The 16,965-nt window shown below is 55.4% G+C and carries 6 protein-coding genes; 3 read left to right on the forward strand and 3 right to left on the reverse strand.

Features of this window, described 5'->3' with window-relative positions; all coding sequences use genetic code 11:
- Positions 1-39 precede the first annotated feature (39 nt).
- The 3 genes from pheP to QQZ17_RS26115 all read right to left on the reverse strand — a co-directional run bounded on the left by pheP (position 40) and on the right by QQZ17_RS26115 (position 4,877).
- Entirely contained in the window at positions 40-1,428 is a 1,389-nt protein-coding gene (gene pheP / locus QQZ17_RS26105; RefSeq protein WP_152405567.1) for a phenylalanine transporter, read from the reverse strand.
- 116 nt (positions 1,429-1,544) lie between these two features.
- Positions 1,545-3,728, reverse strand: coding sequence for a TonB-dependent receptor (locus QQZ17_RS26110; protein WP_152405568.1), 2,184 nt, complete (start codon positions 3,726-3,728; stop codon positions 1,545-1,547).
- A gap of 63 nt (positions 3,729-3,791) precedes the next feature.
- Positions 3,792-4,877 carry a YncE family protein gene (locus QQZ17_RS26115; RefSeq protein WP_152405569.1) on the reverse strand — a complete coding sequence of 362 codons (1,086 nt, stop codon included), beginning with the start codon at positions 4,875-4,877 and terminating at the stop codon, positions 3,792-3,794.
- A 298-nt stretch (positions 4,878-5,175) separates the two neighbouring features.
- On the opposite strand from QQZ17_RS26115, the gene QQZ17_RS26120 reads away from it, so the two are divergent.
- From QQZ17_RS26120 to QQZ17_RS26130, 3 genes are all read left to right on the forward strand, one after another.
- Complete coding sequence (locus QQZ17_RS26120) at positions 5,176-6,351, forward strand: DnaJ family molecular chaperone (protein WP_152405570.1); 1,176 nt, start codon at positions 5,176-5,178, stop codon at positions 6,349-6,351.
- Positions 6,352-6,863: 512 nt separating this feature from the next.
- Positions 6,864-7,436 (forward strand): helix-turn-helix transcriptional regulator, encoded by a 573-nt coding sequence (locus tag QQZ17_RS26125; protein ID WP_152405571.1) that lies wholly within the window; start codon positions 6,864-6,866, stop codon positions 7,434-7,436.
- Positions 7,437-7,633: 197 nt separating this feature from the next.
- Positions 7,634-16,948 carry an autotransporter-associated beta strand repeat-containing protein gene (locus tag QQZ17_RS26130; protein ID WP_152405572.1) on the forward strand — a complete coding sequence of 3,105 codons (9,315 nt, stop codon included), beginning with the start codon at positions 7,634-7,636 and terminating at the stop codon, positions 16,946-16,948.
- Positions 16,949-16,965 lie beyond the last annotated feature (17 nt).

Consider the following 16,965-nt stretch of genomic DNA (forward strand, 5'->3'; position numbering starts at 1 on the left):
TCTGCCCGGCAAGCAAAGCGCCACCGGGCATCAACAGGGTTACTTTTTGCGGGAGAGCTTAAACGCCACAAACAGGAAGATGACCCACACCGGCAGCAGCATGGCTGACAGACGCATGTCGTCGATAGTGCACATCAGCACGAGGATCATCGCCAGGAAGGCAATACAGATGTAGTTCCCCGCCGGATAGAGCAACGCCTTGAACTGGGTGTCGCGCCCTTTGCGACGCATCGCAGCACGAAAACGAAGATGCGCCAGACAGATCATGATCCAGTTCAGCAGCAGCGTTGCCACCACCAGTGCCATCAGCAGGCCAAAAGCCTCTTTCGGCAGCAGGTAGTTAATCAGCACCACCAGCGAAGTGATAGCGCCCGAGAGCAGCAGTGAGTTCACCGGCACGCCACGACGGCTGACGCGGGTCAGAAATTTCGGGGCGTTGCCCTGAACTGACAGACCAAACAGCATACGACTGTTGGAATAAACGCCACTGTTATAAACAGACAGAGATGCCACCAGAATCACGAAGTTCAGTGCTGAAGCCACCACGTTGCTGTTCAGATCGTGGAAAATCATCACAAACGGGCTACTGTCGGATTTCACTTCCACCCACGGATAGAGCGCCAGCAGAACCACCAGCGAACCGATGTAAAACAGCAAAATACGGTACACCACCTGATTGACGGCTTTGGGGATGCTTTTATGCGGATCACGGGCTTCTGCCGCAGTGATCCCGATAAGCTCCAGCCCGCCAAAAGAGAACATAATGACCGCCAGCGACAGAATCAGCCCCTTCCAGCCCGTCGCCAGAAAACCGCCGTGCTGCCACAGGTTGTCGATGGTCGCCCGCTCGCCGCCGTGACCCGAGAACAGCAGCCACAGGCCAAAGCCGATCATGCCGATAATCGCCAGTACTTTAATGAGCGCAAACCAGAATTCAGTTTCGCCGTACAGACGGACGTTCACCAGATTGACGGCGTTAATGATAATAAAGAAGGCCGCGGCCCAGACCCAGGTGGGAACGTCGGGTAACCAGTACTGCATATAGATACCGGCGGCCGTCAGTTCAGCCATCCCGACCAGCACAAACATCACCCAGTAGTTCCAGCCTGACAGGAAGCCCGCAAACGGCCCCCAGTATTTATAGGCAAAGTGAGCGAAAGAGCCCGATACCGGCTCTTCGACGACCATTTCGCCGAGCTGGCGCATGATCAGAAAGGCAATAACCCCGGCGATGCCATAACCCAGCAGTACTGCCGGACCCGCCATCTGAATCGCCGGACCGATACCCAAAAACAGCCCGGTACCAATTGCGCCGCCGAGGGCGATTAACTGGATATGTCGATTTTGCAAACCACGTTGCAGCGTCGGAGTCTGTTCCGACGACGCTTCAGAACGACCGTTGCCTGAAGCGGATGACGCGTCTCTCACGTCCTACCCCTGTCTCTTTTTTAGAAGGGGCACGTTTTAACACTTCATGCTGGAGGTAGCAAGTTAAAGGCGTGGGAATGGATGGGGCATCCTTGCCCCTGATAACGAGGTGGAACTCAGAACTCGTAACCAACGGACACTTTAACGGTGCGCGGTTCGCCCTGGGTGACGTACGTGCCGGAATCATCAACACTGGCCCAGTAGTTTTCGTTGGTGACGTTGTCGATGCCCGCGCGAACGGTCATCTGATTTTGGTTCTGGTTAAGCGCGAAGCGATAACGCATGCCCAGATCCAGAGTGGTGAAGCTGTCGAGCTTTTTGGTATTGGCCAGGTCTGCATACTGAGAACCAGAGTGGTTCACGCGAGCCGTGGCGGTCAGCCCCTCAATCGGTTTGATGTCATACTCGGCGCCCAGCACGGCGTAAAAGTTCGGCACGCCGATAACATCGTTGCCCTGATTCAGGCCATTGTTGGTTTTGGTCATCTCCGCCTGCAGCCAGGTGGCGCTGGCGTTCAGACGCATTCCCAGCATTGGTTCGCCGAAGACATTCAGCTCAACGCCACGGTTACGCTGTTCAGCATCCAGACCATAATGTTTGGTTTCACTGTCAAGGATCGCCGAAGGCATCTTGATCTCAAACAGCGCCAGCGAGCCGCCTACGCGCCCGAAGTCCGCCTTCACGCCCACTTCATTTTGTTTAGAATGGACGATACCGGTGCTCTGGCCATAGTTGGTTGCGGTGTTGGGCGCCGTTTTACCCGGCTGCAGCGCTTCGGTGTGGTTGGCGTAGAAAGCGATCTCCTCCCACGGTTTGTAGACGACACCGTAAGTAGGCATCCAGCGGCTACCGTCGAAACCGTCGGCGACATTTTCCGCGCCGGTGACTTTGTCATAACCCCGGATGACCACTTTCTGATGGCGTGCCCCGACGGTAAACAGCAGTGTGTCATCCAGCACGCCCAACGTATCACTTAGCAACCAGCCCTGAGTGCGGGTACGTCCGCTGGTCAGTGGATCGCTATAGTTGCCGCCCTTGCCGTTTGAGTTGGTACTGGCTGGCGCATCAACGCCGCTGTTATGGTAGATGTTGGTATACGGGTTATCCGCCGCTTTGGACATCTTCCACGCGATTTTTTCGTTTTTGCTTTGCGCCGAGTAGCCGACGTTCACTTTGTGCGAGACAAAGCCAGTATCGAAGTTGCCGCGAATCCCCGCCATGCCGCTCACCGTGTCGCTGATACGGTTAGTATCAAGACGGCTGGCAGTGGCCGTACCGCTCTTATCCAGCAGTTTCGGCGCGCTGTAGAGACCTTCCTCGTGCGCGTGCTGAGCGCCAAGACCGGTATAGGCAGTCCAGTTGTCGGTGATGTCGTATTCACTACGCCACATACCGAACTCGTTTTCGATATCGCTGTACGCCCACTTCTGCGAGAAGTTGCGGTCATTTTTCGGCGGCGTCGGGATGAAATCGACCGCAGAAATGTTGACGCTGGTTGGGCTGCCGTGGAAGGTTTTCTTCTGATAACCCACGTCCAGCGAGGTGCGGAAGTTATCGCCTTTGTAGTCCAGACCGGTGGAGAGCAGCGTAGTACGGCGGCGATCGTCCTGAATTCGGGTTTCGCCTTCACGGTGGACCAGATTCACCCGTGCGCCAAACTGGTCGTTGTCGCCAAAGCGACGACCGGCATCCAGCGTGGTGCCAATCTGTGAATCTGAGGTGTAATCCACGCCCACTTTGGCCTGCGGGATATCGCCTGCATGTTTCGGTTCAAGGTTGATCATCCCACCGACGGCGGAGCTTGCAGCACCGTTCATCAGGGCGTTTGCCCCTTTGAAGATTTCGATGCGATCCACCATCTGCGCATCCACCACCTGACGCGGTAAGATGCCGGAAAGGCCGCCAAAGGTCATGTCATCGCCATCAAACTTCAGGCCGCGGATACGGAAACTTTCCGCACTGTTGCCGTAGCCCTGGACATACTGCACGCCCGCATCGTTTGCTACGACATCGGCGATGGTTTTTGCCTGCTGATCTTCAACCAGTTTAGAGGTGTAGCTGATGACGTTGAAGGGCACATCCATCGCGCTCTGTTGGCCTAGCATCCCCAGCCTACCGCCGTTGGCAACCTGCCCGTCGAGAAACGCGGGTAGCAGCGTGTCGCCACCCGGTTTGAAATCATTATTGGTTGTCGCCTGGACCACGATGGTCTCTTCCGCTTTTTTCGCGGTGTCCGCCGCCCAGGCCGTGCCAGAGATCGCGCCAATCGTCAGCGCCAGAATTGTTTTGGTGTTGTTCATGTGAATGCCATCAAAAGGAGTCAATGTGCCGGGGGGCGACAGGCGTCCCCCGGCTGGTTTTTATTATTTATTCAGCTCAATACGTACGACGCTGTCCGGCGCATCGGTTGAGTGATCTTTATTAAATTTCTGTTTCACAGTGACATACAGCGTCTGACCATCAGCTGAGAGCAGCAGGCTGTTTGGATTCGGCGGCAGATCCCAGCTTTTCTTCACGCTGTAATCGGTCGCGTTGAGGCTAAGCAGTTTCCCGGAATCACGCTGGGTGATGTAAATCTCGTGGCGTTTGGCGTTGAATTTAACGGATAGCGAGTCACCCACTTCCAGTTGTTTCAGCACCTTGCCGGTGTGGATATCGAGCACCAGCGTGGTTTTCGCTTTGGAATTGTCGGTCACGAACAGACGCCCGGTTTGCGGATCTTCCGCCATATTCAACAGCAGCGCCGGTTTGTCGCCCAGCGGCTTCCAGCGTTTTTCAACGCGCTGGTTACGCGGGTTGATGACCAGGATCTCGCCACCGCCATTCGCGGCGTAGATGCGCTGAGTCGTTTCGGAGTAGTGCAGACCGGTCATCCATTTACCGGTGTTTTTGATGCGCGTTTTCAGCTTCAGCGTTTCGGCATCGACCACCCAGATCACTGCGGGATCGGCGACCGCGCCGATATACAGCAGACCGTTATGCAGCAGCACCTGACGGGCGCCATACGGGAAACCTTCCGGGTTCCGCTCCGGGAACAGGACGCGATTTTTGACTTTGCCGTCCGCGGTATTCAACGCGCTCAGGCCACCGTCCAGCGAGTTGGTGACGTACACCGTTTTGCCGTCTGGTGAAATGGCCATGCCAAAGTTTTTCAGATCCGTATGGCTGCGCCCGATTGTCTTAAGCGTTTTGGCATCCAGTTTATAGACCACCCCGCCCTGAACATCTTTAAAACCTTCGGCACTGGCGACATACAGCGCGTCCCCGGCTGGATTTAACGCCATCTCATACAGGCCATCCGCCAGAGCGCGTTTTAACGTATCGGTCGCCACTGCTGGCGTCTCCACTTTTTCAACGGTATTTGTCGCCGTGGTGGCGGGCGTTGTGGCCGCGCAACCGCTTAATGCCGCCGCGATCAGCACTGCCAGGGCGGTTATGTTTTTTTTCATTCCTGGGTTCCTTACCAAAAAAAGATACGCATTAAACAATAAAGAGAATGAGAACTATACTTATTCTCTTTTTCGAAGCAAGCGTATTTCGCACAAAAAATACCCTTAATGAAACAGAGGTTCGAATTGTGAGAGCTCAAACGAAAATGGTAGATGAACGATAATTTCTGCGAATTATTCTGGACGAACAGGCCCCGCAGGCCACAGAATGCGATTTGCACTTTTTTTATATTTTTCAAACGAATGACTTAACCTAAATATTGTCATTCATGTGTCGGTCACGCCAGGCAACGGTGTCATGAATAAAATCATCAAACGACTCGAAATCATTAAAAGCGCCATCGAACTTGAGGATGAAGAGATAATCCAGCAGCAGCTTGTGCATCTGCAGCGGGAATCTGGCGATCCCGTAATAACGGCAATTGCCCAGGCTATCGAGACGCGCCGATTCAGTGATGCAATGCGTGAAATTGCCACCTGGTTGCAAAATCAGCGCGCAATAACCAGCTGGCAGGATCCGGCGATTGCTGCCAGCAAACTGGAGCTTAAAGCGCTGGAAAGTCAGTTGCGCGAGCTGATCGACACCCGCAATACCCGTATTCAGATTCTGGATGAATTCAACGACCAGTATCATTTGCGCCTCGGGCCGTTAATGAGCCGTATTCTGGAGCTGCGTAAACAGCTCGCGGCTAGCGCCCAGCGCCGACAAGAAGCGGAGCGCAGACGCCGCGAGAAAGATTACCTCTCCTGTCAGCAGTACATCTCGCTGGCAATCGATCGGTTAGCACAGCTCAAGCAGCAGTGGATGGGCATGGACTCGACCTCTCGTTCTGCGGTCGACATTCGTCAGCGCATCCAGCAGCAAACGGAGCTGATTACCGATCTGCTCGCCGAGATCCGTGAACTGGAAGCCGATTTTTCCCGCCAGGACGACAGTGACACGCGGCAGGCGCAGGAAGAAGCGGCGCATGAATATGAGGAATATCAGGAACAGCAGCAGGATGCCCAGCACCGCTTCGCACGCGATCAACGTCTTTCCGCAGACGAGCGCAATGAACTTAAGCGCCTGTGGCGTCAGGCCAGCCGTCTGTGTCATCCGGACGTTGTCGCCGACGAACTGAAAGAAAAAGCGCATCAGATGATGGTGCAGCTTAATCTGGCACGACAAAACGCCGATCTGGCGGCCATTCGTGCCCTGCTCACCCAGCTACAAAGCGGTCTTGAGCCGATGATGGCCAGCGATCGGCTGAACAATCTCGACCATCTGCGGCAGAAAATCCAACAGTTGCGGATCCAGATTGACGCGCTGCTGAAAGAGATAGCCGAGCTGGAAGCGGAAAATGCCTGGCGTCTGGCGACATCGCTTCGCGATAAAGAGGCGTACTTTTCGGAGCAGGAGCGTGCACTGGCTGAGCTGCGCGACACGCTGGAGAATCAGGTCAAACACGTTGAGCAGGATCTGTTGGCGGGTTAAGGCCTGCCTGCTCAGCACAAATAATCAAAAACAAAGCTTAATCATGATAATCACGATAATTTAGAAATTTAATTTCACATTAAAAGTAATTTACCAAAACAATCAACCAATAAATGTAAAATATTCAACCGTTACCACCTATCTGAACTTCTCCATTGCAACATTAACCAGGAATATTCTTAACGCACGATACTCTGGATCGTCACGCTTATCCCACCCCACCTGACAGCGCACCTTCCCTCCTCTTTTGTTTCCGTTATTTTTTAAGACAACCCCGCATATTCCTCATTATTTTCCCTCCTGTTTACATCAATCAATAAGTGAAAACTATCAATCATTCTCCCGAAGTCGAAATAAACGATTTATCTTAAATTTTAACAAAGCGTAATATTTCAATTGAGAATAATCCCAATAAAAAATGTGAATTTAAACTGATTCCCGGACAAGGGAATAAACCCTTTTCTTTAATGTCAAGAGGGGCAGGATGCTATAGCCAATTCAAGGAGAATTTTATGTCAAAAGCTATTTTCTTCGGTGACAATTATTACACCTGGCTTGGCATGAAAAATATCCTGCGCGGGACATCAATCTATTATGGCATGCAGTATTACGCAACCCACTTACCGCCCTCCTCTATTCCTTCGGTCCAGAATAATGATTACCTCATCATTCATCCCGAACGGACAGATATTCTGAAATACGCCAGCATCATTCGCCGTCTCTCCTCGCGTTCATCATTGATGCTTTTCGTGCTGACGGATGCCGAAACCTTTGCGGTGTTCCAGGCTATTTGCGGCATGCAGATGCATTTTCTCGACCACGCGTTGAGCCTTGACGCACTGCACCGCCGGGTGATTCACCTCATTAGCAGCAAGAACACGAACGTGAGCCGTCCGCTGGACAATGCCATGAGCATTAATGAATTTAACGTCATGATGATGTATTCCCGGGGCTGGTCGCTGACCAGAATCGCCAATATTGCACATAAAAGCGAAAAAACAATCGGTACTTATAAAAGCAATATTGCCAAAAAACTGGGTCACAGCAACACCCATCTGAAATACAGGCTTTTCCATTATCGTTAACCATCAACCGAGGAAATAAGACACGGACGAATGACGATTATTTAAGGCGCGTTCAATCACTAAGAATTATTCCGCCCTGCGGAAGGGTCTCCTTTTCCCAAAATTTGACAACCCAGGCAGCACTCATCGTGAGCCAACCCTAACCACAAGCGTAGCGCACCAACCAACAAAAAAACAGAAATGCAGACGAGGTTATTATGAATAAGGTTTACAATATTATATGGAATGCGGCACTCGGGCTTTGGGTTGTCGCCTCCGAATTATCAAAGGGGAAGAAAAAAAGTCGCTCACGTAAAACCGGACTGCAGATCGTTGCCGGTTTATTCGCTGGCGTTTCGCTCACAGCCGTCGCTGCGCCGATCGTGACCGATGGTACTCGCGATATCGCCGTGGATTACCAGGATGGCATCTCCGCCGGCGTCCATCAGGACGTCTTCAACTACGGTTTTTTATATGAAAACCACACCGGCGGCAGCGAACTGAATGTTACCGGCGCGATCCCCAACATCGCCTACGGACAGACCGGCATTGTGGAGTCGTCCACCATCCGGGATCTGCTGGAAAGCGGCAAAATTACGCTCACCGCCACCAGCCTCACCAACGAGCAAAAATCTATCACCACCATTGAGGAACTGGCGGAATACCTCAGTCATACACAGTCGTCTACCCCACAGCAAAGCGTGGAATTTCAGGTGATTGACCCGGCCGATCCAGAAAAAACCTCAACCCTGAAGGTGTTTGATACCGCAAGCCTGGCAAGTTTCATTAGCGTCTCGCAGATTGGTGATGCGGTGCTCAACACGTTTGATGCCAATGTGTCGCAAATCTATAAGCAGTTTGGCTTTGCCCTTGCCAAAAATGGCGCAACCGCCAATCTCAACATTGGTGATAACACACTGAAAGTAAGAGAAAATGATATCCGTCTGCTGGCAAAAGACTCTTCTCTGCTCAAAGCACAGGAACCAAACAGCAAGGTCAACTGGCAATCCGATAACTACATCCAGTTTGGTGCGGCACCGGTCGTACCGACCAAAACCTACGCCGGCTCAAAACAAACCACCGTGTTTGGCGAAGACATTACCTTAATGACCTACGGCTACGATGAAGAAGGCAAGGTTGTTGAAACAGGTAACCGCACCTTTTCCATTAAAAACACGGCGGATCTGGCGAATTTCAACAACTGGCTGATTGGCGCTGGCAGTGAGAGCGCCAAAACACCCGACGGGCAAAATATCAGCCAGATCCAGCTGTGGCTGGATTCTGGTGCAATCAGTAAAGTTTCTGACGCACAGACTTACTACGCCAGTCTCATCAATCAACTGCTGACCTCCAGCACCAATGCCGACCTGTTAACCTGGGATTACGATGTCTGGACTGACGGGCTGGCACACACCAACAACACCACGGCAGGCACAGGGGAACTGCATGCTATCTACGCCAATGGACAAAACACCACCGGCACATTGGCCCCGGGAGCAATTCTGGCTGTCGATGGCAGTATCAATGGGGCAATGAAGGCCGATGACGGTGGTTCTATCTTCAATGAGGGTGCACTGAACGTTCTGCGGACCTCTACCGGGCAGGGGCTGGCGATTGGCATGCTGGCCAGTGACGCCAGTGCCACGAACCGTGGCACGATCAATTCCGGATTGTTTATCGATAAAGATGGTAATCAGAACGTAAACAGTTACGGCGCCTACGGCATGCAGGGGCTGGGAAACAGCACCGTGGTAAACGAAGGGACGATTAACCAGGCGATTACGACCAACAACTACGGGACTGCGGCGGCAGCCGATCCGTGGTCTACGGATAAACCCAACAGTTCTCTGACGCTCGCTATCGGTATGCAGTTATCCGGTGAAACCCATGGGACCAACAAGGGTGAGATTAACGTCGTGGAGGGACGGAGTAACGGCGACGCTTTCGGTAAGGGGACGGCTTACGGCGTTGAAGTGTCTGGTAATGCCACCTTCGCAAACGCTCCTGGTGCCACCATTTATCTTGGGCGTAAGGCCAGTGACCTCTCGCAGGATGTCAATATGGCAGGCGGCGCAAGTCCCAGCGCCGGGATCCTGACCAGAAGCTCAGGCGATGTCACCAATGACGGAACGATCACCCTTGGAAAAGGGGTACGTAACGCCGCCGGGATCCTGGTCGGCAACGCCACCGGGAACGTGATCAACACGGGTAAAATCACCCTCAATGGTGACTCGTCGTCCGGCACCAGCCCGAACTTCGGTATTTCGGTACGCGACAGCGGCAGCGAAAACGGCCAGCAGATCCGCAACGACGGCGAGATTAACGTCAATGGCCACAACAACATCGGTATCCATCTGACCGCCAGCTCGAAGAACGCGCATGTCACGTCCAGCGATACGGGAACAATCACGGTTGCAGGCGACGGCGGCACGTCGAACCGTAACTATGCGATCTGGGCTGAGGGGAGTACGACTTCTCAGGCTGTCGTCGATGTGCTTTCCACGATCACGCTGGAAGCCATCGGCAATATTGGCGTTCACGTCCGCGATAATGCGGTGGCAAACATTAACAGCACCAGCAGTCCGTTGTTCAAAAATAGCGATCAAATTGGCTACTACCTGTACGGCAACGGTGCGACCGCCAATATCGGCAAAGCCGATATGAATGACAACGGCCAGGCGCGCACGACGCTGTTCCGCATTGCTAACGGTGCAAACTTTGCCGGCGATACGATCAATCCGGAGAATAATCAGTCGTCTACACTCAAGATGACCTTAACCGGTGAAAAATCCATTGGCGTCTATGCAACCGGTACAGGCAGCACCGTAGATACGGGTGAAGCGACGTTCACCGTTAGCGGTAACGGGGCTGCTGCCCTGCTGCTGGAAGGGGGCGCAGCAGGTACCATCAGCGATAAGACCCTTATCGAACTGACCGGCTCAAACACCACCGCCGGGATTGTCGATGGGCAGGCGCATCAGTTGAACGGTAGCAAACAGAACGCCCCCGTCGAGACCGTTCTCAACACCAGTGCCACCATTCGATCCGCCGTGGATGGGCTGAACGTCATCGCCTATGTGGCGAAAAATCTGGGCAATATCGTTCTGCAACAGGACGCGGTTATCGATCTCGCCAGTAAAAACAGTATCGGCGTCGACGTGCAGGAAGGGGGACGGTTGAGCAACAACGCCTCCCAGGTATTGCACGTCAGCAACGGGATTGGCGTTCGCGCCTCCGGTAAAGACGCACAAATCAAAAAGCTGGGTGCAATAGAGGTCGATGACGGCACTGCTGGCGTGCTGCTGACCAATGGCGCAACGCTGAATATGACTGCGGGAAGCGGTGGCTTAGCCGATACCATTACGACCAACGGCACGGCGGACGGTATTCGTCTTGAAGCGGGGGCCGGATCGCTGACGGCCAAAGGCGTCACCATCAGCGCATTGGGCAGCGGCGCAGGGATTCAGAACCATGCCGAAAGCTCGGATATCACGCTAAACGACGTCACGATTAACGCCAACAACGGCCCAGGGATCCGCACCAGCGTGGCGCTGAACGTGAAAGATGGCGCCAACAATATGCTCAACGTCACCGGCTCTGGTTCAGGCTTTGCCTTCATGAAGGAGAACGGCGACAACGCTACCGGCGATTTGACTATCGGCACCGGTTACACGGTACTGGTGCACAACGACAACGACGATGCCACAGGGAACGGGATCGATGCTCGTACCAACGGCAGTCTGACCACCCGCGCCAATATCACCGTTCAGGACGCGACGGGCGGTTCGGCGATTCTGGCAAAAGACGTTTCCACCCTTACCAACAGCGGCAACATCACCTCCAACAGCCTGAACGGTCCGGTGGTGGATGCCAGCGGTAACAACGGCAAAACTATCACCAATACCGGGACGATCCTCGCCGCTACAGACCAGGCCGTCGCGATTCAGTCCGGCAACGGCAACGACACCATCAACATCAGCGGCGGCAATACGCGCGGCGTCATCAATACCGGTGCCGGTAGCGACCGCTTTATCTGGAACAGCGGAACGTTTGCCGGAGAGGTGAACTTCGCGGGGACAACCAACAACAAGGCCAACATCGGTAATGTATCGCTGACGAACACGCGTCACATCACCACGCTCGCCGGGACGGGCAACGCCCTCACCTTCACGAATACCACGGGTAATGTCGGTTCGCTGCTGGCGGATGACCTCAGCCTGGGAACCAACATCGGCAGCGGCTGGAATACGTTAACGCTGACGGGCGCGCAGGCGGATATGCGTATCGTTGAAAGTCTGACGCTGACCGACGGCACCCTCGCCGTTAACAACGGTGCGACGCTGCGCACAGGTGACCATCGGGACGTGAGTAATACCAGCGCAACCATTGGCAACTACAACATCACCACCAGCGGCAACGCCAGCAATATCATCTTTGATACCCAGGGCACTGGTGCCGACAGCCAGATTTATCAGGGGACTATCAGCGGTAGCGGCAACTTTGTCCGCGCAACGGGCGGCACGACGGTTTTCACCACCGACAACAGCTACAGCGGTTCGACCACCATCAATCAGGGCGGTGTATTACATCTGGGTCAGGGAGGCACGACGGGCGGTATCAACCCGGTTTCGCAGATCGTTGATGACGGTATTCTGACCGTTAACCGCAGTAACAACGTTCTGCTTAACGGGGTGATTTCCGGTATCGGCGCGCTGGAACAAATCGGTAAAGGCATTACGCGTTTAACCGGCGCCAACCGCTATAAAGGGGAGACCACCGTCGACAACGGCACGCTGTTGATCAACGGTAATCAGTCAGCCGCAACGGGCATGACAACCGTGAATGGCATTGCAACACTGGGTGGCACCGGAACCCTCGGCGGCGACGTCGTGATGAATGATGCCACCACGCTCAGCGCAGGCGACGGCGGCGCGGGTACGCTGAAGATCAACGGAAGCCTGCAACTGGGCAACAAAACCACCTCTGCATTTGAGCTGGGGCAGGCCTTCGTGCCTGGCGGCGCACAAAACGATCTGGTCGATGTTGCCGGCAATCTGCTGCTTGACGGGACGCTGAACGTCAGCCAAAGCGCTGGCGGCACGTTTGGACCGGGCGTCTACCGTCTCTATAACTATGGCGGCACGCTCGACAACCAGACGCTGGAGCTTGGCGACGTCCCGGCGGGTCAGGATAAGAGCAACATTTTTGTCCAGACGGTGCTGGATAAACAGGTCAACCTGGTCAATGCCAACGGCGTCACGCTGCAGTTCTGGGACGGCGCGCAGACGGGTGAAAACCACGGTAAAACCGGGATTGAAGGCAACGGAAAAATCGACGGTGGCGATGGCAAATGGATGGCGATCGGAAGCCAGGGCGATAACAACTGGACGCAACAGGACGGAATCGGCAACGCACCGTGGGCGCAAAAAGCCTTCGCCGTCTTTACCGGCAACGCCGGCACGGTCGAGGTCGACAGGAGTGCGGGTAACGTTCAGTTCTCCGGCGCACAGTTTGACGCGGACGGCTATATCATCAAAGGCGACGCGCTGAACGCGTGGGCGACCACTGCGGGCAGCGATGAGCTGATGCTGCGCGTCGGTTCTGGCGGTGCGGGTGCAAACTTTACCGCGACGATCGAATCAACGATCCGCGAAGGTGACAGTGCGGATAGTCTGGTGCTGGTCAAGACCGACCAGGGCCGTCTGATTCTGAGCGGTGACAACACGTATCGTGGCGGCACGCGCATTGACGGCGGTACGCTGCAAATCTCGGCGGATAACAACCTGGGCCAGACCGGGACCGGCGTCACCATCAACAACGGTTCAACGTTACAGCTGGGCGCAGATTTCACCACCCAGCGCACCCTCACCCTGGGCACCTCTGGCGCGGCTGCCGTGTTCGATCTGAATTCGCATCACTTCTCCCCTGTCGGCGAGATAGTCGGTGCAGGCAACCTGAAAGTCACCAGTAGTACCCGTGATGCGGCCAGCACGCTGTCGCTCGATCGGGCCAACAGCTACCAGGGCACGACGCTGATTGAAGGTACCGGTGAGACTCATAACGTCACGGTGAATGCCAGCCAGACCGGCGTATTTGGCAGCAATGCCAGCAGCACGGTGAGCGTGACGAAAGGCGCAACGCTGAACGTCAGCGGCGCAGCAACCAGCCTGCAATCGCTGACGCTGGATATTACCAACAGCCTGTTAACGCTGAAAGACACGGTCACTGCGGCAGGTGCGACGCTGAATCTGAATGGCAAAGCAAAGGCGCTGATCGCAGACAATGCAACGGCAGGACAGTCGACCATTAACGTGTCTGAAGAGAGTACGCTGGCGCTGGAAGAGAATGCCAGCGGCGGTAATGCAACCGTGACCAACCACGGACTGATGTCCTTTGCCGGTCGCGCGCTGGCACAAATGACCACGGTGAAAAACCAGTCCGGCGGCAACGTCGATGTCAGCCACGTCGACAGCGCGACCGCTATCGGTTCGCTTTCCGGCGCGGGTAACGTTGAACTGGGCGATAAAACCCTCTCCCTCGGCAATCTGGCGCTGGATGACACCATCAGCGGCATCATCAGCGGTGACCACGGCAACCTGGTGAAAATCGGTGACGGGACGCTGACCGTAACGGGCGACAACACTTACACCGGCACCACATCGGTCGATGAAGGGGTACTGCTGGTCAACGGTAACCAGGCGGCGGCGACCGGTGACGTAACGGTCAAAACGGGTGCGACGCTCGGCGGTAACGGCATTATTGGCGGCGCGGTGAACGTGGCGGATAACGGCCATATTACAGCCGGTTCCACGATCAACAGCGTCGGCAAACTGACCACCGGTTCGCTGACCCTGAATGACCTGTCGCAACTGGACTATCAGTTTGGTCAGGCGTACACCCCAGGCGGCGCCTTCAACGACCTGATTAACGTCAACGGCGATCTGGTGCTCGACGGCAAGCTCAACATTGCAACCTCACCCGGCGGCAGTTTCGATGTCGGTGTTTATCGCGTCATTAACTACTCCGGCGCGCTGACCAACAACGTAATGGACATTGCCAACGCCCCGGCGGCGGCGGACAGTTTGTACGTGCAGACGTCGGTGAAAAATCAGGTCAACCTGGTGAATCACGGCGGTCTGACCCTGCGTTTCTGGGACGGCACCGGCGGTGAAAACGGCGAACTGAAAAACAACGGCGTGATCAACGGCGGCGATGGTATCTGGCAATCCAGCCATGGCAACGACAACTGGACCACCGATGAATCCACGCCGGAAGGCGCCCTGAACGCCCCGTTCACCGATGCCGCTTTTGCCGTCTTCCAGGGGGAGGCAGGCAACGTCACCGTGGATAACAGCCTGAGCGATGTGATCATCAGCGGCGCGCAGTTTGCCACCGATGGCTATCGCGTGGCGGGTGATGCCATCACCACCGACACCGCCAATACGCTGATTCGCGTCGGCGACGGCACCGTCGATGGCGCAGGCTATACCGCCACCATCGACAGCCAGATCCGCGGCACTGGCGGCATCAATAAGAGCGATCTTGGTACGCTGATCCTGACCGGCGATAACCTTTACGGCGGCGGCACGACCATTACGGCAGGGACACTGCAGGTTTCCGGCGATAAAAACCTCGGCGCTGCCAATACCGGGATCGCCTTTAATGGCGGCACGCTGAAATATGGCGATGCGTTTAATACCGCGCGTCAGGTGACGCTGGAATCCGGCGGCGGGACCTTCGACACCAACGGCTTCAACGTCGCGCTGTTGACCGACGTTGAAGGCAGCGGTCAGTTAACAAAAACGGGTCAGGGCACGCTGATGCTCACGCTGGACACCTCCTACACCGGCGGTACCCACGTCGTGCAGGGAACGTTGCAGTTGGGTAACGGCGGTGAGATCGGCAGCGTACAGGGCGATATCATCGCTGACGGCATACTGAATGTGAAACGCTGCAACAGCTACACCCTGAGTGGCAACATCAGCGGCGAAGGACAGTTCCACCAGACCGGCAGCGGCACCACCACGCTGGAAGGAACGAATAGCTACAAAGGGGCAACGCTTGTCGCCAGTGGCGTTCTGCAAGCCGGTGGCGCCAATACGCTGAGCGCCGCGTCTCATCACTATGTGGCAAGCGACACCGCGCTGAAAACGCAAGGGTACGACCAGACGGTCGCCGGATTAACCAACAGCGGCAACGTGTCGCTGACGGGCGTGGCGGTTGGCTCCGCGTTAACGGTAAAAGGCGATTACAGCGGCAAAAACGGGACGCTTGAATTAGCCGCCGCGCAGAGCAACAGCGGTCAGGGCATTGCGGATCGACTGGTGATCGATGGCGGTAAGGTGAGCGGCAGCACGCTGCTGAAGGTGGACGGTTCCGGATTGGGCGCACCGACGGTAGGTGACGGGATCGAAGTGGTGACGGCGAAGAACGGTGCCACCACCACGGCGCAATCGACCCGCGACGGTTTCCATCTGGCCAGTCACCGTATGTCCGCCGGGGCGTTTGAATACCAGCTGTACGCCGGCAACACGAAGGGACAGGGCGAAAACTGGTATCTGCGCAGCGCATATCGTCCGGAAACCATGCTCTACTCGGGTCTCGCCAGCGTGGTGCGTCAGGGTGACCTGAGCCTGTTAGGTAACATGCACCAGCGAATGGGGGATGATGTGCGACCGGGTCTGGATGACGACAACCGAGCGTGGGCGAGAATGATCGGCTACTCCGGTAAAACCAAACTGGACGATGTCACCGGCACGCAAACCACCAGCCACACGATGGGGATTCAGGCGGGGGTTGACCTCTACGCGGATGCCAGTTGGAAAGCCGGTGTGTACACCAGCATTCTGGATATCGACAGCAGCGTCAAAGGCAGTAAGGCGGGCAGCGCGGGTAAAGGCGGTAATATTGACGACAACGCGTTTTACCTGGGCGGTTATGCCACCTGGTTCTCCACTAATGGCATGTACATTGATAACGTCCTGCAATACGGAAACCATGATGCTCGCCTGTCAGCATCCGGAAACAATGGTTCCCATACCGTGAAGGGCCACACGCTGACCGCCTCGACGGAAATCGGAAAAGCGTTCCGTTTAGGGGCAAGCGCGTGGAGTCTGGAACCACAGGCGCAGTTGATCTATCAGTACAGCGATTTTGATGACAGCACGCTGGGCGGTGCGACGAAGACGAAAGTCAGACTCGATACCGCCGATGCCTTTACCGCCCGCGTAGGGTTGCGACTGAAGGCCGACTATGACACCCGCCACGGCAAGATTCAGCCTTATGGTCGCGTCAACCTGTGGCAGGGACTGGGATCGAAAGACAAAACGCACTTCAGCAATGCGGTTGCGACCACGACGCTGGAATCCTCGCAGCAGTATTCCAGTACCGAAGTGGCAGCGGGTCTGAGCTGGAACATCGACCGCGACCTGCAGGTGTACGGCGAACTGGGAACGCAGTTCAACAACGGTGGGCATAAGTCGCAGGTGGAAGCGCCAGTCAATGCCTCCATTGGCTTTAAAAAGTCGTTCTGATAGCGTCTGATATGAAA

The organism is Citrobacter sp. T1.2D-1 (assembly GCF_950098555.1).
GTDB classification, from domain to species: Bacteria; Pseudomonadota; Gammaproteobacteria; order Enterobacterales; family Enterobacteriaceae; genus Citrobacter_A; species Citrobacter_A telavivensis.